The organism is Propionivibrio sp., assembly GCF_029255185.1.
Taxonomy (GTDB): Bacteria; Pseudomonadota; Gammaproteobacteria; order Burkholderiales; family Rhodocyclaceae; genus Propionivibrio.
Genome location: NZ_JAPUVO010000124.1, coordinates 91,027 through 111,241, shown reverse-complemented (window position 1 = coordinate 111,241; position 20,215 = coordinate 91,027). Strand labels below are relative to the sequence as shown.

20 protein-coding genes and 1 pseudogene are annotated in these 20,215 nt (G+C 56.8%); 10 read left to right on the top strand and 11 right to left on the bottom strand.

The window, feature by feature from the left end; translation table 11 throughout:
- The first annotated feature begins 398 nt into the window (after positions 1 to 398).
- From Q1J43_RS12335 to Q1J43_RS12315, 5 genes are all read left to right on the top strand, one after another.
- Positions 399 to 1,175, top strand: a complete 777-nt coding sequence (locus Q1J43_RS12335) for an ABC transporter ATP-binding protein (protein ID WP_301102790.1) — start codon at positions 399 to 401, stop codon at positions 1,173 to 1,175.
- Between the two features lie 62 nt (positions 1,176 to 1,237).
- Positions 1,238 to 2,062 carry a metal ABC transporter permease gene (locus Q1J43_RS12330; RefSeq protein ID WP_301102798.1) on the top strand — a complete coding sequence of 275 codons (825 nt, stop codon included), beginning with the start codon at positions 1,238 to 1,240 and terminating at the stop codon, positions 2,060 to 2,062.
- A gap of 20 nt (positions 2,063 to 2,082) precedes the next feature.
- Positions 2,083 to 3,009: a metal ABC transporter substrate-binding protein gene (locus Q1J43_RS12325; RefSeq protein ID WP_301102789.1), complete on the top strand. Its 927-nt coding sequence runs from the start codon at positions 2,083 to 2,085 to the stop codon at positions 3,007 to 3,009.
- Between the two features lie 122 nt (positions 3,010 to 3,131).
- On the top strand, positions 3,132 to 4,007 hold the full coding sequence (locus Q1J43_RS12320) for an HDOD domain-containing protein (protein WP_301102788.1): 876 nt from the start codon (positions 3,132 to 3,134) through the stop codon (positions 4,005 to 4,007).
- Between the two features lie 52 nt (positions 4,008 to 4,059).
- Positions 4,060 to 5,409: a citrate transporter gene (locus Q1J43_RS12315; protein WP_301102787.1), complete on the top strand. Its 1,350-nt coding sequence runs from the start codon at positions 4,060 to 4,062 to the stop codon at positions 5,407 to 5,409.
- 38 nt (positions 5,410 to 5,447) lie between these two features.
- Here Q1J43_RS12315 and Q1J43_RS12310 read toward each other — a convergent pair whose 3' ends face one another.
- Positions 5,448 to 5,723, bottom strand: a complete 276-nt coding sequence (locus Q1J43_RS12310) for a hypothetical protein (protein ID WP_301102786.1) — start codon at positions 5,721 to 5,723, stop codon at positions 5,448 to 5,450.
- A gap of 154 nt (positions 5,724 to 5,877) precedes the next feature.
- On the opposite strand from Q1J43_RS12310, the gene arsS reads away from it, so the two are divergent.
- From arsS to Q1J43_RS12295, 3 genes are all read left to right on the top strand, one after another.
- Entirely contained in the window at positions 5,878 to 6,888 is a 1,011-nt protein-coding gene (arsS, locus tag Q1J43_RS12305) for an arsenosugar biosynthesis radical SAM (seleno)protein ArsS (RefSeq protein ID WP_301102785.1), read from the top strand.
- A 68-nt stretch (positions 6,889 to 6,956) separates the two neighbouring features.
- Positions 6,957 to 9,101 (top strand): bifunctional TVP38/TMEM64 family protein/FAD-dependent oxidoreductase, encoded by a 2,145-nt coding sequence (locus Q1J43_RS12300; protein WP_301102784.1) that lies wholly within the window; start codon positions 6,957 to 6,959, stop codon positions 9,099 to 9,101.
- A 255-nt stretch (positions 9,102 to 9,356) separates the two neighbouring features.
- Positions 9,357 to 10,256 (top strand): hypothetical protein, encoded by a 900-nt coding sequence (locus tag Q1J43_RS12295; RefSeq protein ID WP_301102783.1) that lies wholly within the window; start codon positions 9,357 to 9,359, stop codon positions 10,254 to 10,256.
- Positions 10,257 to 10,508: 252 nt separating this feature from the next.
- On the opposite strand, the gene guaA is transcribed toward Q1J43_RS12295, so the two are convergent.
- Both guaA and guaB read right to left on the bottom strand, forming a co-directional pair.
- Entirely contained in the window at positions 10,509 to 12,074 is a 1,566-nt protein-coding gene (gene guaA, locus Q1J43_RS12290; RefSeq protein WP_301102782.1) for a glutamine-hydrolyzing GMP synthase, read from the bottom strand.
- Between the two features lie 61 nt (positions 12,075 to 12,135).
- Positions 12,136 to 13,596, bottom strand: coding sequence for an IMP dehydrogenase (gene guaB, locus Q1J43_RS12285; RefSeq protein ID WP_301102781.1), 1,461 nt, complete (start codon positions 13,594 to 13,596; stop codon positions 12,136 to 12,138).
- 62 nt (positions 13,597 to 13,658) lie between these two features.
- On the opposite strand from guaB, the gene Q1J43_RS12280 reads away from it, so the two are divergent.
- Positions 13,659 to 14,117 (top strand): DUF4124 domain-containing protein, encoded by a 459-nt coding sequence (locus Q1J43_RS12280; RefSeq protein ID WP_301102780.1) that lies wholly within the window; start codon positions 13,659 to 13,661, stop codon positions 14,115 to 14,117.
- 23 nt (positions 14,118 to 14,140) lie between these two features.
- Here the strand turns inward: Q1J43_RS12280 and Q1J43_RS12275 are convergent, their stop codons facing one another.
- Complete coding sequence (locus tag Q1J43_RS12275) at positions 14,141 to 14,461, bottom strand: RnfH family protein (protein WP_301102779.1); 321 nt, start codon at positions 14,459 to 14,461, stop codon at positions 14,141 to 14,143.
- On the bottom strand, positions 14,454 to 14,897 hold the full coding sequence (locus Q1J43_RS12270) for a type II toxin-antitoxin system RatA family toxin (RefSeq protein WP_301102778.1): 444 nt from the start codon (positions 14,895 to 14,897) through the stop codon (positions 14,454 to 14,456). The genes Q1J43_RS12275 and Q1J43_RS12270 overlap by 8 nt, the downstream gene beginning before the upstream one ends.
- Before the next feature lie 67 nt (positions 14,898 to 14,964).
- Here Q1J43_RS12270 and smpB point away from each other — a divergent pair.
- Positions 14,965 to 15,420: pseudogene (gene smpB, locus Q1J43_RS12265) on the top strand (SsrA-binding protein SmpB); the annotation flags it as partial.
- A 3-nt stretch (positions 15,421 to 15,423) separates the two neighbouring features.
- On the opposite strand, the gene Q1J43_RS12260 reads toward smpB, so the two are convergent.
- Genes Q1J43_RS12260 through lpxD form a run of 6 tightly spaced genes read right to left on the bottom strand, consistent with a single transcriptional unit; the run spans position 15,424 to position 20,213 of the window.
- Positions 15,424 to 16,203, bottom strand: a complete 780-nt coding sequence (locus tag Q1J43_RS12260; RefSeq protein WP_301102777.1) for an RNA methyltransferase — start codon at positions 16,201 to 16,203, stop codon at positions 15,424 to 15,426.
- Positions 16,200 to 16,787, bottom strand: coding sequence for a ribonuclease HII (gene rnhB / locus Q1J43_RS12255; protein ID WP_301102776.1), 588 nt, complete (start codon positions 16,785 to 16,787; stop codon positions 16,200 to 16,202). The genes Q1J43_RS12260 and rnhB overlap by 4 nt, the downstream gene beginning before the upstream one ends.
- A complete protein-coding gene (gene lpxB / locus Q1J43_RS12250) occupies positions 16,765 to 17,949 on the bottom strand; it encodes a lipid-A-disaccharide synthase (protein ID WP_301102775.1) in 1,185 nt (394 codons plus the stop codon). The genes rnhB and lpxB overlap by 23 nt, the downstream gene beginning before the upstream one ends.
- A complete protein-coding gene (gene lpxA / locus Q1J43_RS12245) occupies positions 17,946 to 18,716 on the bottom strand; it encodes an acyl-ACP--UDP-N-acetylglucosamine O-acyltransferase (RefSeq protein WP_301102774.1) in 771 nt (256 codons plus the stop codon). Before lpxA ends, lpxB begins: the two co-directional genes overlap by 4 nt.
- A 16-nt stretch (positions 18,717 to 18,732) precedes the next feature.
- Positions 18,733 to 19,170 (bottom strand): 3-hydroxyacyl-ACP dehydratase FabZ, encoded by a 438-nt coding sequence (gene fabZ, locus Q1J43_RS12240; protein ID WP_301102773.1) that lies wholly within the window; start codon positions 19,168 to 19,170, stop codon positions 18,733 to 18,735.
- Between the two features lie 5 nt (positions 19,171 to 19,175).
- Complete coding sequence (lpxD, locus tag Q1J43_RS12235) at positions 19,176 to 20,213, bottom strand: UDP-3-O-(3-hydroxymyristoyl)glucosamine N-acyltransferase (RefSeq protein ID WP_301102772.1); 1,038 nt, start codon at positions 20,211 to 20,213, stop codon at positions 19,176 to 19,178.
- Positions 20,214 to 20,215: the final 2 nt, after the last annotated feature.

Below are 20,215 nucleotides of genomic sequence, written 5' to 3'. Positions count from 1 at the left end.
GTGCGCAAGACAACCGTCGGCGCCACCCCCAGCGACACCCTCTACTTCTACGACCTGGCCGGTCACCTGGTCGCCGAGAGCGACGCCACCGGCGTTATTCAGACCGAATACCTGTGGCTTGAGGATACCCCGCTGGTGGTGTTGCAATGAGGGCTGGGGTGATGAACCGTAGCGCAATGATTGGAAAATATTAATAGCTGCCATTCATGCAACAAAGTTGCATGAATGGCAGCCGTTTTAAAAAATCGTCATCAGCCGATGCACAGCGAATCAAAAAAGAATTCACGACGCCCAAGGGCGCGCCCCAACCCGGCACTGTGCGCGGGGGCACTGGTACGCATGCTGTGGGCCGCTGGTGCTCTGCTCCTCTTGTGGCTGACGATTCATTGGGCGCTGTCATGACGTGTGTCGCTCAAGCGATTGTTCGCTTTGATAACCTGACCCTTGGCTATAACCGGCATCCGGCGGTGCACCACCTCAAGGGCGAGATTGTCGCCGGCAGCCTGCTGGCGGTGGTCGGCCCGAACGGCGCCGGAAAGTCGACGCTACTCAAGGGCATCGTTGGCGAACTGCGTCCCTTGCAAGGGTGCGTCGAGTTGATCGGCATCAGTCGTGAAAACATCGCCTACCTCCCCCAGCAATCGACCCTTGACGGTAGCTTTCCCATTGTCATTTATGATTTTGTGGCCATGGGGCTATGGGCGCAATTTGGCGCTTTCCGCAGTTTCAATCGGAAGGCCAGGCAACGCATCGAGGAGGCGATCGCTACAGTCGGCCTGCATGGGCTGGAAAACCGTCCAATCGGCCAACTTTCCGGCGGTCAATTGCAAAGGGCGCGCTTTGCCCGCGTTATCTTGCAGGATTCACCGTTGGTACTACTCGACGAACCTTACGGCGCAATCGACGCCAATACGGTGCGTGACCTGGCAGCGCTGGTTCGGCGCTGGAACGGCGAAGGCCGCACGGTAATCAGCGTGTTGCACGATTTTGAGCATGTTCGTCAGGAATACCCAGAAACACTCCTGCTAGCACGTGAACTCGTGGCGCGTGGCTCGACCACCGAGGTTCTGAGCGAAGAAAATCTGCAACGCGCCCGCCATCTGGCTGAAGCGCAGGGCGAGGTCTCGGGAGCGCCGATCTGCCAAGCCAACAGCATAGCGGAGCACCACCATTGACGATCCTGACTGACACCCTGGCTGGCCTCCCATTATTCTCGCCCTTCATCGAATTCGGCTTCATGCGTCGGGCACTGGCTGGTTGCCTGGCGCTATCTCTAGGCGCCACGCCGATTGGCGTATTCTTGATGCTGCGCCGCATGAGTTTGGCCGGTGATGCGATTTCTCACGCCATTCTGCCCGGTGCCGCCGTCGGTTATCTGTTCGCTGGACTTTCACTCTCGGCGATGACGGTCGGCGGACTGGTCGCCGGAATTGCCGTGGCGCTGCTCGCCGGTGGCGTGGCGCGCAACTCGGTGATCAAGGAAGACACCAGTCTGGCCACCTTTTACCTGATTTCGCTGTCCGCCGGGGTATTGATCATCTCGATGCGCGGCAGCAACGTGGATTTGTTGCATGTATTGTTCGGCAGCGTACTTGCTCTGGATGACGCCGCCCTCCTCCTGCTGGCCGGCTTTGCCTCGTGTTCGATTGTCGCCATTGCCGCCGGTCTGCGCCTGGTCGTACTCGAATGCTGCGATCCAAGCTATCTCGCCCGCATCAGCCGTCTGAGCCCCTTGGCCCACTACGGTTTCATGGTGCTGGTCGTCCTTAATCTGATTGGCGGATTCCATGCGCTGGGGACACTGATGGCCGTCGGCATCATGATTCTGCCTTCGGCGGCTGCACGCTTTTGGGGCGACAACATTGTCCCGCTCATTCTGGTCGCGGTACTCATCGCCTTCACCGGCTCGCTGATTGGCCTGCTGCTCTCCTACTACGTCAATCTGCCCGCCGGCCCGGCCATCGTGCTGACCCTAGGCGGGCTCTATGTCCTGTCGATGATCGTAGGCCCACTCGGGCCGCTGGTCAGCCGCCTGCGGCCGCGCTGGCATTTCGAGCGCTAGGTAAAAAGCCAGTGGAATCATTGCAGAAAATAATCTTTCGCCTTCTGGCCCGACTTGCCCTGCTCGCCCTCATCATTCTGACGGCAAACACCGTTGCAGCAGAGCCACTCAAGGTCGTCGCCAGCTTCAGCATTCTGGCCGATCTGACGCAGCGCGTTGGTGCAGAGCGGGTAGAGGTTCATACATTGGTCGGCCAGAACGCGGACGCCCACGTTTATCAACCGACTCCCGCTGACGCCAAAACAATCGCTCAGGCCAGGCTGGTCATCGTCAATGGCTTTGGTTTCGAAGGCTGGATTGACCGCCTGGTCAAATCTTCGGGGTTTCGCGGTAAGGTGCTGACCGCCAGTAGTGGAGTTAAAACGCTCAAACGACCGTACTTTCGGAGTGATGCGCAGAACGCGCACAAGCATGACAACGAAATCGACCCGCACGCCTGGCAGGATCTTGCCAATGCCCTGCGCTATGTTGACAACATTGCGCAGGCCCTGGGTGACGCCGATCCGGCAGGCCGTGTGGTTTATCAAGCCAATGCTGCGAAATACAAGCAGGAAATTAGCGCTCTCGACGACGAGCTACGAAAATCCTTCAATGCCATCGCCCGGGAGCGCCGTAAAGTGGTCACCGCGCACGATGCTTTCGGCTATTTCAGTCGCGCCTATGGGATTGACTTCATCTCGCCGGTTGGCGTCAACACCGATGCGGAACCTTCGGCTGCCGATGTTGGGCGCATCATCCAGCAGATTCGCCGGGAGCGTATTCCAGCCGTGTTCATGGAAAGCATTTCAGATACACGACTGCTCGAACGCATTCGTCAGGAATCTGGCGCCCGTATCGGCGGCACTCTGTATTCCGACTCCCTGTCGAAGGCCGACGGACCCGCACCAACCTACCTTGACATGATGCGCCATAACGCCAGGACGCTTGCTGCAGCATTGGCCAATTAAGACATGAGCGCTTGTCCAGTACTACACGCTGCGAAAATGATAAAATTCCGCGTCCGGCAAATGACAAACAGAAATGCTTTGCCAAGTGGCAGATAAACTTCAGGACGGGATACCTGTTATTTATGGATACAAACCAGGACGCAAGCGCCGACAAAGTCGGCAAGGCGCTTAACGATCAGCGCTTCCAGATGCTGGAGGATATTGCCAAGGAACTAACCGGTGTCGTCGTTTTCCCCACCTCATTCGACGCCGCCTTGCGCCTGCGCAAGGAATTGCAGAATCCTGATCTGGCGACGGCGCGCATTGCCAGCGTCGTCAGCCTTGAGCCGCTGATTGCCACTAGACTGATGCACATGGCAAACTCCACCCTCTACAGCCCCGATGGCACACCGGCGCGCAATCTCCAGGCCGCCATCAGCCGTCTTGGCGTCAATTTGGTTCGCACCACCGCGCTGGGCATTGCCATGGGCCAGCTTATGCGCGCCAAGGAAATGTCAAGCTTCAGTGACATCGCCCAAACCCTCTGGAATCATTCAGTCAGAACGGCAGCAGCCGCCCGCATCCTGGCCCGCACGCAGACCCGGATCAATCCCGACGAAGCACTGCTGGCGGGCCTGGTGCACGATCTTGGCGCCTTCTACATGTTGTACCGTGCAGTCCAGTATCCGGAACTGTGCGCCCGACCGGACACCCTAAAACACCTCATCATGCAATGGCACGAAAGTGTCGGGGTCACGCTTCTTCACGCCCTCGGCATGTCCGAAGAGATTGTTGAAGCCACCATCGATCACGACCAACTGCGGACAACGCCGGTCGTGGTGCGCAAGCTGTCAGATATCGTTTATTACAGCAACATCCTCGCCGGCGCCCATTTCGAATGGTTTGACCAGAACATTGACCCGAATGCCGGCGAACCAGGAATCGTCCGTCGGCACTTCAGGGATCTCCTGGGTGAAATCGAATCCGATACCCGGGAAATGCAAGCCGTGTTCGCCTAAACCCACACCGAATTTGCGGTTAGAATTCCGCACAACTTTCGAGGAGCTTTTGATGACCACCCCGTTTGCCCGCGCCTGGGTTGCAGCGCTCGTCTTGTCCATGATTGCCCTCCCCGCCTGGGCTGGTGAGTTGGTCATGGTTGCCGGCATCCCCCTTGATTTCATCCTCTTCGCGCTGACCCTGCTCGGCGTCGCACTGTTTCACAACTACACGCTCTACGTCGGCCTTACCGGCCTGCTGACGATCACCCTGTACAAGCTCATCTTCACCGGCTTCAAGACCGGCGACGGCATGGCAGGACTGGCCGGACACTTCCAACACGAATGGGTGGTGCTGGCCAACCTCTTCTGCCTGCTGATGGGTTTTGCCCTGCTCTCGCGCCACTTCGAAAAGAGCCACGTTCCGGCCATCCTGCCCAAGTACTTGCCTGACGACTGGAAAGGCGGCTTCGTCATGCTGGTGATGGTCTTCGTACTGTCCAGCTTCCTCGACAATATCGCCGCCGCGCTGATCGGCGGCGCCATGGCGCACCAGTTGTTCAAGGCCAAGGTCCATGTCGGTTTTCTGGCGGCGATTGTTGCCGCCTCGAACGCCGGTGGCTCGGGCTCAGTGGTCGGCGATACGACAACGACAATGATGTGGATCGACGGCGTTAGCCCGATTACCGTATTTGATGCCTATGCCGCCGCCATACCCGCACTGTGTATCACCGCCTATTTTGGCGCCAAGCAGCAGCATGCCTATTCGCCGATCATCAAGCATGCCAATAGTCACGCCCGAGTCGACAAGGCTCGGGTCGGCATCGTTGCGCTGATCCTGATCTTCGCCATCGTCACCAACGTCGTCATCAATGTGAAGTTCAACCAGTTCGCAGACCTCTTCCCTTTCATCGGCGTTGGCGTATGGGCGGCAATCCTGCTTTCGATTTCGGTACGCCGCCCGGACTGGGAAGTGTTGCCGGAAACCTTCAAGGGAACGATCTTCTTGCTCTCGCTGGTCACCTGTGCGTCGATGATGCCGGTCGAAAAACTGCCAACGGCCTCGGCGCTGGCCGCGCTCAGCCTCGGCTTTGTCTCGGCGGTATTCGACAATATTCCGCTCACTGCGCTGGCGCTCAAGCAGGGTGGCTACGACTGGGGCTTCCTGGCCTATGCTGTTGGCTTTGGCGGTTCGATGATCTGGTTTGGTTCATCGGCCGGCGTAGCGCTCTCGAATATGTATCCGGAAGCCAAGTCGGTCGCCAACTGGCTGCGCCACGGCTGGCACGTCGCCCTCGCCTATGTGGTCGGTTTCGTCATCCTCTACGCTACGCTTGGCTGGCATCCGGACGTAGCACACAAGACCAGTGGCAGCGTGCAGGTAGAAAGTCATGTGCCCGACGGGAAGCCGGTGGCCAAATAATGAGCGAACGCGCCGCCAGTGCGTCATGCGACGCAGAATTATTCCGGAAACTTTTCGGTGCTGGGGTCTTTTTTTACGCCGGGCTTGCGTCCGCGCGCTGGCGCCGGTAAATCGCAGGACAGGCGGCAACTGGTGCCTTCGATTTTCTTGCCATCAATGAAACGTGTCACCTTGCAGCAAATCACGTCGCCTGAGGCCGAGAGTTGAGCGACCTGTACCTTCAATTGTGCCATCGGGATGTCAAGCGCCAGCGCGATATCGGCGTCGAGTTGCTCGCCGTTGGCTCTCAGATATTTAAGAATGGATGCGTTCATCTGGATATCCCCATAGTGCTATAAATAAAAAGAGCGTCAGTTTGCGCTTTAATTACCGCTCTGGCAATTGAAAGAGCAGATTGGAAATAAACTGTAAGGAAATCCTTCCCGCTACCGACCTAGGCTCTACGATCCACCATAAAGCCAATCAACCATGCATGCTATCTTGCCGCTTCTCGTAAAAACAGACTTCCCGGTACTAAAAAGGCGCAAGGTCGAAATTCTTCAGGTCAACCTCGGCTACCGCTGCAACCAGAGCTGTCTGCATTGTCATGTCAATGCCGGACCGCAGCGCAAGGAAGAGATGAGCAGTGAAACGATCGACTCCCTGATTGACTTCATTGCCGCCAGCCCGGAGGTCAAGATACTCGATCTGACTGGAGGTGCGCCGGAAATGAACCCCAACTTCCGCTCTCTGGTTGTCGCCGCGCGCCGTCGCGGGCTCAAAGTCATCGACCGTTGCAACCTGACCATCCTTGAAGAACCAGGCTTTGCTGACATGGCAGCGTTTCTCGCCGCGCACCGTGTTGAAATCGTCGCTTCGCTGCCCTGCTATCTTGAGGAGAACGTCGATAAGCAGCGCGGCAAAGGCACATTCAAGGCCAGTATCAAGGGGCTAAAGCGTTTGAATGCACTCGGTTATGGCGATCCGGAGAGCAATCTGATCTTAAATCTCGTCTTCAACCCGCAGGGCCCCAGCCTGCCGCCAGCGCAGGGGCCGCTGGAAACGGCCTACAAGGCGCATCTGGGGCAGGAATTCGGCATCGTCTTCAACCAGTTGTTCACGCTGACCAATATGCCGATCCAGCGCTTCGGCTCGATGCTCGTCTCCAAGGGGCAGTTCAACAGCTACATGCAGTTGCTGCGCAGCACGCACCGCGATGAAAACCTTGAGCATGTGATGTGTCTAAATCTGCTCTCGGTCGATTGGCAGGGTTATCTCTACGACTGCGATTTCAATCAGCAACTGGGCCTGCCAATGACTCTAGCCGGCCGCCCCCGCCTGCATATCAGTGAAGTGTGTGGTGAGGCAATCGACGACCACCTCATTCGCGTTGCCGACCATTGCTATGGTTGCACTGCGGGACAGGGCTCCAGTTGCGGTGGGGCACTGGGTAATGAAACCGTCGCTGCGCCGAACTGCAAGGGGACACTACGGGCCTGATTGCACCATCGAACGCGCGGCAAGCCCATGCCCCGTCGGCCTGAAGGCCGATCCACATAGGGAATCCAATGAACGCCCAACGACTGCTCCTGATTGCCGCGCTGCTTGGCCTGATTTCGAGCTATTTTGCTTTCGATCTCGGGCACTTTCTTAGCCTCGATTATTTCAAGAGCCGGCAAGCGGCGATCGAGACCTGGCGGTCAGCGCAACCGATGACGGCAACGCTGATCTACTTCGCCGCCTACGTCGTTGTCACCGCCTTGTCTCTGCCTGGCGCGGCGGTCATGACGCTGGTCGGCGGCGCCGTCTTCGGCCTGCTCTGGGGGCTACTACTGGTGTCCTTTGCCTCGTCGCTGGGCGCCACGCTAGCCTTCCTGGCTTCGCGTTTTCTGCTGCGCGAGTGGGTACAGCAGCATTTCGGCGACCGGCTGCACGCGATCAATGCCGGGGTCGAAAAAGAAGGCGGGTTTTATCTGTTTACGCTGCGCCTGGTTCCGGCTTTCCCCTTCTTCGTCATCAACCTGCTGATGGGGCTGACGCCAATCAGGACGCTGACCTTCTACTGGGTCAGCCAGATCGGGATGCTGGCCGGCACCCTGGCCTACGTGTACGCCGGAACGCAATTGGCAAAAATCGACAGCCTTTCGGGAATTCTCTCACCCGCCCTGCTCGGCTCCTTTGCTCTGCTCGGCGTCTTCCCGCTGCTTGCCAAAAAAGTCGTTGGGCTTGTTGCCGCAAAGAAAGTCTATGTCGGCTGGCAGAAACCGGCACGCTTCGAGCGCAACCTGATCGTTATCGGTGGTGGCTCGGCTGGTCTGGTTACTGCCTACATCGCCGCCGCGGTAAAAGCCAGCGTCACGCTGATCGAGAAGCACAAACTTGGCGGAGACTGCCTGAACACCGGCTGCATTCCGTCCAAGGCACTGATTCGCTCGGCCAAACTGCTCTCGCACATACAGCGCGCGCCGGAGTTCGGCATCCGCGAAGCGAGGGCTGAGTTTGACTTTGCCGAGGTTATGCAACGCGTGCAACAAGTCATCACCACCGTGGCGCCGCATGACTCGGCCGAACGCTATACCGGCCTTGGCGTCGAGGTCATAGCCGGCGCGGCGACGCTGGTTTCACCGTGGGAGGTGGACATTGTCCACAACAATGGCGAACGCCAGCAACTGTCAGCACGCAGCATTGTCATCGCCACCGGCGCGCGCCCTTTCGTTCCTCCGATTCCAGGAATCGAAGCAGTCGGCTATTTCACCTCCGACACGGTCTGGGAACTGCGCGAACTGCCCAGGCGGCTGGTCGTTCTCGGTGGTGGCCCGATTGGCTCGGAACTGACGCAAGCCTTCGCCCGCTTTGGCGCCAAGGTCACGCAGGTGGAAATGGCGCCGCGCCTACTGATGCGCGAAGACCCGGAAGTCTCTGACCTGGTGATGCAGCGCTTTCGCGATGAGGGCATCGAGGTCCTGGTCGAACACCAGGCCACACGCTTCATTATCGAGGACGGCGAAAAAATCCTGATCGCTGATCACCAGGGGCAGGACGTGCGCATCCCTTTCGACGCCCTGCTCGTTGCCGTCGGTCGCCTCGCCAATCTCCAGGGCTACGGCCTTGAAGCGCTGGGCATCAACGCCAGTCGAACCCTAGCCACCAACGAATTCCTACAGACCAGCTTCCCCAATATCTACGCCGCCGGCGATGTTGCCGGGCCCTTCCAGTTCACCCATACCGCTGCCCACCAGGCTTGGTACGCGGCGGTCAATGCGCTGTTCGACCCTTGGAAAAAATTCCGCACCGACTACTCGGTGATTCCGTGGGCGACCTTCATCGAACCCGAAGTCGCGCACGTCGGACTCAATGAACTCGAAGCGCAGGAACGTAACATCCCCTATGAAGTAACGCGCTATGACATCAGCGATCTCGACCGAGCGATTGCCGACGGCGAAGCGCATGGCTTCATCAAGGTACTCACCGTACCCGGCAAGGACAAAATTCTCGGCGTGACATTGGTTGGCGAACATGCCGGTGAGCTAATCGCCGAATACGTCCTGGCCATGCGCCACGGCATCGGACTGAACAAGATTCTCGGCACCATCCACATCTACCCGACGCTGGCCGAAGCCAACAAATATGTCGCTGGCAACTGGAAAAAAGCTCACGCGCCACAACAACTGCTGGCTTGGGTCAAACGCTTTCACGCTTGGCGTTTGTACTGAAGTGAGGTAGCCATTTGATACGAAGCGGCGCACAAAAAATGGCACCGCGCACCGAAAAATGGCGGTTTACGTCACTAAGTCCACCCCCCGTTTTTTTAATTCCCCATTAATTCAATCTGTTAAAAAACAGGGGAAGTTTGCATGCTTCTTGCTTGACAAGAGTCTGTTTATTAATAAGCCGCCCATGATGAGCAACGTACACTCCTTGAAACACAAACCACAGTGTGATGAACGCCCCCCGAAGGAACCCGGCGCATGATCGGTGAGCAGGAGCGGGTGTTTTATGATGGTTACTGGATCAAAACTTACCCGGTTCCCGCTGACTCGCTGGAAGCCAAGAAACGCCTGATTGAAGCGCTGACCCGTCGCCTATTCAACCACACTGAGCATGGCCTCAACATTCCTGGCACCCGCCTGACCGAGGCACGGCAGAGCTATCAGTCAGAAACAGATCCGTCCCGGCGGCGGGTAAAAGGCGCCATGCTGGCCGGTGCGCTGTTTAACCGGGCGACCGACATATTCAGAAAGTTGGTCGATTTGCAATCCGATGGCGTGCAAATCAATAGCGATGACGCGCTGATGCGCGAATGCGGCCAATGTTTGCTCGACGCCATGGGACTGGGGCGCTTTGTGCTCCATCGCAGTGGCGAGGAGGGAATAGACGAACTCTGGGGCGAGCCCTTCCGCGCCTTTTCGATTCCGGTCGAAGATTTCTTCGAAAGCCGCTATATCAAGATCGGCCAGAGCATGCGTGATATCGACCGGATCGCTGAGGCGATGGTTGCCAATTGCACCCAAATTCCCGCCTTTTCAAACATCGAAGCGTCGATTCGTGACTTTGCCCATGCCGCCAAGATCAAGACGGAAACCCTGCGCACCGATCCGGACATTTTCGACACTTGGGCGCTATTGGTCACGGCGGCAGAGCGGCTCGCCAACTTTGCCCCGCAAGCGCACGTCCCCACCAGCAACGAGGCCCACCAGCACAACCTTTCGGATGGCCTGCAACTCATCCGAAGCGGACGCGATTTGATTTTCTATATTGCCCGTGCTCGCACACCAATGCCCAAGAGCACACGTGAATATATTGAGCGGTGTGAAACCTATCTAAAAACCGGCTGGGCTCCGATGACGCCGGCTCCACTGCCCGGCTGAGCAGGAAGAAAGCCTGAAGGGGCATCCTCGGCTATCAGACCCCCAGAGAGGTCTTCGCCACTCTTCTGGCTGACGAACAACTTAACGCCCCAATCCCCTGATGCTTCCAGCATCCATCACAGTGTTGCGCTTCAAACTTGACATCAGCTCCACGCACGTCAGGCGAGGCACGGCGCGCTAAGTAATTGGGGCACCATCCCCATGCCATAAAAAAACGGTGCGTGGTGGTGTCACATGTTGCCAGACATAAAATCACTCCCACTCAATGGTCGCCGGTGGCTTTCCTGAAATGTCGTAGACCACCCGGTTGATTCCGCGCACTTCGTTGATAATGCGATTGGAGACCTTGCCGAGCAGGCTGTGTGGCAGTTCGGACCAATGAGCGGTCATGAAGTCCTGGGTGTCCACTGCACGCAAGGCAACGACGTATTCATAGGTCCGCCCATCGCCCATGACGCCAACGCTTTTTACCGGCAGGAAAACAGCAAAGGCCTGGCTGGTTTTTTCGTACCAGCCGGCAGCACGCAGTTCGTCAATGAAAATGGCGTCGGCACGGCGCAACAGGTCGGCAAATTCATGCTTCACCTCGCCCAGGATGCGAACGCCAAGGCCCGGACCGGGGAAGGGATGGCGGAAAACCATGTCATGCGGCAGCCCGAGCGCGATGCCGAGTTCACGGACTTCGTCTTTGAATAGCTCGCGCAGGGGTTCGAGCAGTTTGAGCTTGAGCGTTTCGGGCAGGCCGCCTACGTTGTGGTGGCTCTTGATCGTGTGCGCCTTCTTGGTCTTGCTGCCAGCCGACTCGATGACGTCCGGGTAAATTGTGCCTTGCGCCAGCCATTTTGCATTAGCCAGCTTTTTCGATTCGGCCTGAAACACCTCGACAAACTCACGACCGATGATCTTGCGCTTGGCTTCCGGCTCGGAAACACCCTTTAGATGCCTCATGAACTGATCGCACGCATCAACGTGAATGACTTTGACGCCGAGGTTGCTGGCAAAGGTTTTCATGACTTGTTCGGCTTCGTTCAGACGCAGCAGGCCGTTATCGACGAAGACGCAGGTCAGTTGATCACCGATGGCGCGATGCAGCAGCGCGGCAACGACCGAGGAATCAACACCGCCGGAGAGGCCGAGAATGACTTCCTGCGTGCCGACCTGGGCGCGTACCTTGTCGATGGCTTCGTTCACGTAATCCGGCATGTTCCAGTCATGACCACAGCCGCAGATCTGATGCACGAAATGGGCGAACATCTCTTTGCCCTTGAGCGTGTGCGTGACCTCCGGGTGAAACTGGACAGCGTAGAATTTGCGTGACTCGTCGGCCATGGCAGCGATCGAACATGATTCGCTGCTGGCGATGACCTTGAATCCCGCGGGCAGCTCGGTGACCTTGTCGCCGTGACTCATCCACACGTCGAGCAGACCGTGGCCCTCGTCGTTGGTTCGGTCCTGGACGCCATTGAACAACTCAGAATGCCCACGCGCACGGATCTGCGCGTAGCCAAATTCACGCTTGCCCGAGCTCTCGACCTTTCCGCCCAGTTGCTGCGCCATGGTTTGCATGCCGTAGCAGATACCCAGCACCGGCACACCCAGTTCAAACACCACCTGCGGCGCACGCCATCCCTCGGCCTCATACACCGAGTTTGGCCCACCGGACAGGATGATGCCCTGCGGATTGAATTCACGAACAAGATCTTCGCTCACGTCAAACGGATGCAGTTCGCAATAGACCTGCTGCTCGCGCACACGACGGGCAATGAGTTGCGTAACCTGCGAGCCAAAATCGAGGATGAGTATTTTCTGGTGCGTCATTTTTCAAACCTTGAATGAATAAGGGCGGCTGTTCGAGCCGCCCCATAGGACACGGAACTGATCAATCAACGTGGTAGTTCGGTGCTTCCTTGGTGATCTGCACGTCGTGCACGTGCGACTCGCGAACACCGGCAGAGGTGATTTCAACGAAGCCTGCACGCTCGTGCAATTCGTCGATGGTCGCGCAACCCAGATAACCCATTGACGAACGCAGCCCACCCATTAACTGGTGAATCACCGCCATCACCGAGCCTTTGTAGGGCACCCGTCCTTCAATGCCTTCCGGCACCAGTTTGTCAACATTGGACGCACTTTCCTGAAAATAGCGGTCCGCTGCCCCGGCCGCCATGGCGCCTATCGAACCCATACCGCGATACGATTTGTAGGATCGTCCCTGGAAGAGTTCAACGTCACCCGGCGCTTCTTCGGTACCGGCAAACAGACCACCCAGCATGACGGCATGGCCACCAGCGGCGATCGCCTTGCAGATATCCCCGGAGTAACGGATTCCACCATCAGCAATCATCGGTACTGAGGTGTCCCTGAGCGCATCTGAAACCATCTGAATGGCCGTAATCTGGGGCACACCAACACCTGCCACAATCCGTGTCGTACAGATGGAGCCCGGGCCGATACCTACCTTGACACCGTCTGCTCCGTGATCAATCAGGGCGCGAGCGGCTTCGGCGGTGGCGATATTACCGCCTATGACCTCAACCATGGGCAGATTTTTCTTTACCCATTGGACGCGGTCCAGAACCCCTTGCGAGTGACCATGCGCAGTATCGACGACGATCACGTCGACGCCGGCCTCGGCGAGCAATTCAGCTCGGTCTTCGGTTCCGGGGCCTACGCCAATCGCTGCGCCTACACACAGACGCCCCGAGGCATCCTTGCTGGCAAACGGGTGTTCGGTGGTCTTGATGATATCCTTGACGGTAATCAGGCCACGCAGTTCGAAAGCGTCATTGACCACCAGCACCCGCTCCAGGCGATGCTTGTGAATCAGCGCCTTGCCTTCATCTACCGTGGCGCCTTCCTTGACGGTAACCAGTCGCGCGCGTGGCGTCATGATGTTGCGCACGGGCTGATCAAGGTTGGTTTCAAAACGCAAGTCACGGTTGGTCACAATGCCCACCACGAGCTTTCCTTCGAGGACAGGAAAACCGGAAATCTTGTGCAAAATCGACAGGTCCAGGACTTCACGCACGGACATGGACGGTGGAACCGTAATTGGGTCTTTCAGAATGCCCGATTCAAAACGCTTGACCTTGGCGACTTCCGATGCCTGAGTTTTCGGACTGAAGTTCTTGTGTACGATGCCGATTCCGCCCTCCTGCGCCAAAGCGATGGCCAGACGAGCTTCGGTTACGGTGTCCATGGCTGCGGACACCAGTGGGATATTGAGTGTGATGTGGCGTGTCAGGCGGGTTTTGAGACTAACATCGCGAGGTAAAACTGAGGAATGTGCTGGAACGAGGAGGACGTCATCAAACGTTAGCGCCCTTTGAATTAAACGCATGGCCTATAATCCGAGGTCACAAAAACGTATTATACAGCATGCTCTGTCAAGACAGGATGACCATGAACCGCCTTGCCCTTACTGTTGCAGCCCTTTTCCTCATCATCGCCGCTACGGCGGTGAATGCCCAAGTCTACGAGTGGAAGGATGAAAAAGGCAAAACCAATTTTTCTGACAAACCCCCTATCGGTGCTTCCCGCACACAGCGAATAATCGAGTCGGAGACAACTGCGGCAAGCAGCCCGATTCAGAAAACAGCGGCTGATCGCGAACTGGAATTCCGCAAGCGCCAAAAAGAGGCTCAGGAAAGCGCCGAGAAAACAAAAAAGGAACAGGCGGCAAGCGCCGAAATGAAAGAGGCCTGTGATAATTCACGTCGCCGGTTGGCGGCTCTTGAGTCAGGCGAACGGGTCGGCCTGCGTGACGACAAGGGTGAGCGATATTTCATGGACGATGCACAGCGCGAACAGGAGATTGCCAAAGCGCGTCAGTTGATAGAATCGACCTGCAAGCAGCAGTAACGCGAGAGAAAGTTCGCTATTCCTTATTCGCTGTCCGCTTCGCCCGCGCCTTTTTTCATGACCTTGCCTTCTGCCGCTCTTTGTTTGCGCACTTCCTTCGGGTCGGCTATCAAGGGTCGGTAGATTTCCACTCGATCCTTGTCGCGCAACTGCACATCAGGCTTGGCAAGTTTGGCAAAGACGCCGAGCTTGTTTTTCGTCAGATCAATCTCGGGATATTTTTGCAGAACACCTGAGGCTTCGATGGCCTGACGCACCGTTGCCCCCTCAGGCAACTTGACGACAAAAATCTCCTGTTTCTGCGGCAGCGGATAAACGACTTCGATGCTGATTGACTCAGGCATTTGATACCCCATAAACATCGTCGGCGCGTCTTACGAAGGCGTCGACGAAAGTGTTGGCAATCTGGCTGAATACTGGACCGATGACCTTTTCGAACAGTTTGCTGGAAAACTCGTAGGAAAGACAAAATTCAATCTTGCAGGCATTCTCGGCCAGCGGTTTGAAGCACCAAAGCCCTTCGAGCCGACGAAACGGCCCATCAACCAGCTTGATGCTCATTCTCAGCGGAACGGTCTTCTCGTTTTCGGTGGTGAAGTGTGACTTGACGCTCCGATAGTTGATGTGCAGCGTGGCTATTGTCTTTTTGTCGTCCCTGAATTCAACCCGGGTCTGGCTACACCAGGGTAAAAACCCAGGGTAGTCTTCGACAGCGTCGACGAGATCAAACATCTGTTGCGACGAACGCGCTATCAGTACCGATTTCTCAACCATGGCCATCTTCAGCCCAATCCCGTGAATCCTGTAGAATCGCGCATTCTAGCATTCTCACGCCACAACCTCTGAGAGCCGTACCATGAGCATCATCGCCAACAAGAAAGCCTTTCACGATTATTTCATTGAAGAAAGGTTCGAGGCGGGAATTTCACTGCAAGGCTGGGAGGTCAAGGCAATCCGGGCTGGGCGGGCCAACATCAAGGAATCCTATGTCGTTATCCGCAGCGGCGAGGTTTTTCTCTTCGGCATGCATATCACTGCCTTGCCAGAGGCCTCGACCCACGTTCATCCCGACCCGATCCGCACGCGCAAGCTCTTGCTGCACGCCAATCAGATCAGCAAGCTGATCGGACAGGTTGAACGCGCTGGTTTCACGCTGCTGCCATTGGATCTACACTTCGTGCGCGGTCGCATCAAGGCTGAAATCGGTCTGGCCAAGGGCAAGAAACAACACGACAAGCGCGACGTGGAAAAAGAGCGCGACTGGGACCGCGAAAAGACACGTCTGATGCGTGCCAAGATCTGATTTTCAGCGGCGCTGACGGACGGTTTCGAACAGACAAATCGCTGCTGCCGCCGCAACATTGAGCGATTCCGTGGCTCCCGGCATTGGAATGCGGACCCTCAGTTGCGCTGATTGAGCCACCTCCTCTCTGACCCCCTGCCCTTCGTTGCCGAAAATCCAGGCCATGGGCTGTTTCAGGTCAAGGGAATACAGCTCGGCGGTTGCATCAAGCGCCGTCAGGATGGCCTGTCCGCGGTAGCCGCCAAGGAAGGCAGGCAAATCGCAGTTTTCATGGATATCTAACTGGAAATGTGCGCCCATCGCCGCACGCAAGGTTTTCGGTGACCAGGCCTGTGCACAATCCACGGAAAGCAGTAGCTGCCGAAAGCCCGCTGCGGCTGCACTGCGCAGGATCGAACCCAGGTTGCCCGGGTCCTGGATGCCATCGAGCAAAATGGCATCGCCCTCCTGATTTAGCCTGTGTGCGCAGCGCGGCTGCATGACAATGGCCATGATGCCGCTGGGCGTCTCGACCGTGGTCAGATCATCAAACAGCGTATCCGAGAGGATGCTAATTGCGTTTATACCATTGTTGTTTTCCAGATAGCGGGCGATTTGGGCGAGCAGCGCTCCACTTTCACTGACAACGACTTCCTCCGGCGCGCCGTAATGCTGAACATAGCTCTCGATGAGATGCATGCCGTCAAGCAGCACACGTTGGGTTTTCCGGCGTTCACGTCCGCTCTGGCAGAGTTTCTTTAGCGCCTTGAAATGCGCATTTTCGCGCGAGGCAATGTATTTCATGAGCGTATCAATTGAGCCACTGGTGCGTAGCTGCACCGATGTACCGGACTCACGCCATATTCCTTAAGGGCTTTGAGGTGCAACGCGGTGGGATAACCCATGTGGCGGTCAAAACCGTACTGCGGATAAATCGCGTGCAGTTTCAGCATGCCGGCATCACGAAAGGTTTTGGCGAGAATGGATGCCGCCGCAATGGAAGCCACCTTGCCGTCGCCGCCAATAATGGCTTGTGCCGGACACGACAGTTCCGGACAACGGTTACCGTCGATCAAGGCATGACTTGGTCGCATGCCCAGTGCTTCGACGGCACGCCGCATGGCCAACAGGCTGGCCTGCAGGATGTTGATACGATCAATTTCTTCGACACTGGCCTCGGCAACTGCCCACGCCAAGGCCTTGCTGCGAATTTCGATCGCCAGCATCTCGCGTCGCCTGGCTGAAAGTTTTTTGGAGTCATCCAGACCTGCGATCGGACACGCCGGATCGAGGATCACCGCAGAAGCAACCACCGGGCCGGCCAGCGGACCCCGCCCCGCCTCGTCAACGCCACAGGCCAGACCTTCAGGCGGCTGTAGCAAGGGCATTGTGGCGCACTGCATCTGGCAGGCAATCGAGTATTGCCGCAGCCGCTTTTTCCGCAGTGTTCTGCCTAAGTTGCAGGTGAATCTCACGGAAAACCTCGCCAATACGGATACAGCTTGCCTTGTCCGCGTAGAGATTGAGCAGCGCCTGGGCCAGATTTTCTGGCGTCGCGTCGTCCTGAATGAATTCAGGGACAACGAATTTTCCGGCCAGGATATTGGGCAAACCAACGTAAGGCAGATACCCCATGCGCCGCATCAGCCGATAGGTGAACGGCGCCATTTTGTAGACGATGGCCATCGGTCGTTTGAGCAGCGCGGCTTCGAGTGTCGCCGTGCCACTGGCCACGAGAACGGCATCGGACGCCATCATTGCTTCATGGGCATGTCCGAATAGCATGCGAATCGGCAGCTCCCGCGCCTGGCAGTGATAGAGCGCAGTTTCGAACAGCAGGCGTGTTTCGCGAGTCGCCAGGGGAGCGAGAAACAGGGCATTTGGCAATTTCTGGTGAACCAGTCGTGCCGTCTCGATAAATGTTTCGACCATGTACTTCAGTTCGGACTGCCGGCTACCAGGCAGCAGCGAGAAAATCGGTTGCTGCGCTGAAAGTTCGAGCAGGCCGCGCGCCGCCTCACGGCCATCTTCAAGGGGCAGAATATCTGCCAGCGGATGACCCACATAGCTGACCGGAATGCCCTGCTTCTCATAGAGCGTTGGCTCAAAGGGAAACAGCGCCAAAACGCGCGATACGGCAGCACCAATTTTGCGAATACGCTGACCACGCCAAGCCCAGATCGACGGACTAACGTAATGAATACTCGGGATTCCACGCTGTTTGAGTGATTTTTCCAGCGCCAGGTTGAAGTCTGGCGCATCGACGCCAATAAAGGCATCGGGTGGATCAGCCAGAAGGCGACGCTTCAAGTCTCTGCGAATCCCGGAAATTTCACGGTAATGCCTAAGTACTTCGACATAACCCCTTACTGCGAGTTTTTCCAGAGGATGCCAGGCTTTAAAGCCTTGCCCGACCATTTTCGGACCACCAATACCGTAAAACACGGCGTTGGGCAATTTCGCCCTGAGCGCCTGAATCAAGTGGCTAGCCAGCAAATCTCCCGAAGCCTCACCCGCCACCATGGCAATACGCACAACGCCTGACGTCATCGGATGATGCCGCGCTTTGATGCCGCCAGGAAATCAAGTATGGGCTGAATTTCAGGGTGCACCTTGACCTCTTCCTCGAGTTTGGCGCGCGCTTCCTCAAGCATCAGACCGGATTTGTAGAGGGTCCGGTAAGCGCGCTTTAGCGCCATCAGGGCATCGGGCGAGAACCCACGACGCTTCAGCCCTTCGGCATTAATACCGAACGGCGTTGCCGTATTGCCGGCGGCCATCACGAAAGGCGGGATATCTTGCAGCACGACGGTTCCGACCGCTGTCATTGTGTGCGCACCGACCCGGCAAAACTGATGCACGCCGGTATAGCCGCCGAGTATCGCCCAGTCATCAATGTGGACGTGCCCGGCAAGTTGAGCGTTGTTGGCAAAGGTGGTGCGGTTTCCGACCTGGCAGTCATGCGCGATATGCACGTAGGCCATGATCCAGTTGTCGTCACCGAGTCGGGTGACACCGGCATCTTGCACCGTGCCAAGGTTCAAGGTACAGAATTCGCGAATGGTGTTGCGATCACCGATTTCGAGCCGGGTAGGCTCACCGGCGTATTTCTTGTCCTGCGGCACTTCACCGATCGAACAAAACTGAAAGATCCGGTTATCGCAACCGATCCGTGTGTGCCCAGAAACGATGACATGCGGGCCAATCACCGTGTTGTCGCCAATCTCGACATGCTCGCCGAGAATCGAATAGGGGCCGACAGACACCTTGGCGCCCAGCTTGGCATCCGGATGAATTATTGCACTTGGATGGATCATTTTTTACTCAAGCTGATCAAGCCACGTCACGCTGGGCACACAACAACAGGGCATGGGCGACGACAACACCGTCAACACGCGCTTCGGCTTTGAATTTCCAGACGCCACGCATCCGGCGAATCATTTCGACGTGCAAATGCAATTGATCACCTGCGCTGACCGTTTTTTTGAAACGGGCCTCGTCAATACCGACAAAGTAAAAAACAGAACTGTTGTCCGGCTTGTTATCCATTGTTTTGAACGAAAGGATTCCCGCTGCCTGCGCCAGCGCCTCCATGATCAGCACGCCAGGCATCACCGGATAGTGCGGGAAATGGCCGACGAAAAATGGTTCGTTGATCGTGATGTTCTTGTACGCATGAATTGATTTTCCAGGCTCGCAGGCAAGCACCCGATCCACCAACAAAAAGGGATAGCGATGCGGCAGATGTTCAATGACTTCTTTAATATCCATTGTATTCAAAGTGTTTTCTCCATTTGTTCGAGTTTTTTCTCAAGATCGGAAACCCGCTCGGCAAGCTTCGCCAGTCGCTTGACCTGCGCCGCGTTATGCAACCACTCGGCATGTGTTTCGAGTGGAAAAATACTGGTGTACTGCCCTGGCTTGCGCAGATTTTTGGTGACCATCGTACCCGCTGAAATATGTACATCGTCAGCAAGTTCGAGATGGCCGACGATCATTCCGGCGCCACCGACGGTACAACGACGTCCAATTTTCGTACTGCCGGCAATTCCAACGCATCCAGCCATCGCGGCGTGTTCGCCGATAATCACGTTGTGCGCAATCTGGATCTGATTATCCAGTTTGACGCCATTGCCGATCACCGTATCATCCAGCGCACCTCGATCAATCGATGTGTTGGCGCCAATTTCGACGTCGTCGCCGATTACGACACGGCCAATTTGTGGAATCTTGATCCAGCGCTCGCCTTCTTTGGCAAAACCGAAACCGTCACTGCCGATCACCGCGCCTGCTTGTATGACTGCGCGTCGACCTATCACACAATGACGATAGACTACGACATTCGGGTAAAGCAGCGAATCATCCCCGATTGAAACACCATCGCCAATGACACAACCCGGATAGAGGGTGACATTGTCGCCGATGACCACGTTTTCGCCGATAACCACGTTTTCGCCGATGCGTGCCGAGTCAGGGACTCTGGAGCGCACTAACGCGGAAGCGTGAACCCCCAAGGGTCGCAAAGCCTGCGGATTAAGCAGGGCCACCACGCGCGCATAATACGCGTAAGCATTTTGATGAATGATTCGTGGAAGCGTTGTCTCCCGGGCAAACTGCGGTGGGACAATAAGCGCTGCCGCCAGGGTGGTTTGCAGTTGCTGCCGATACCTAGGGTTGGCAATAAAGGCAATCTGCCCTGCTCCGGCGGACGCCAAACTGCCAACCTGCGACACCACAACCGAGCCGTCACCCGCAAGTGAGCCGCCAAGGCGGGTGACGATTTCGTCAAGTCGCAGACCCTCTTGCGCAGACACTC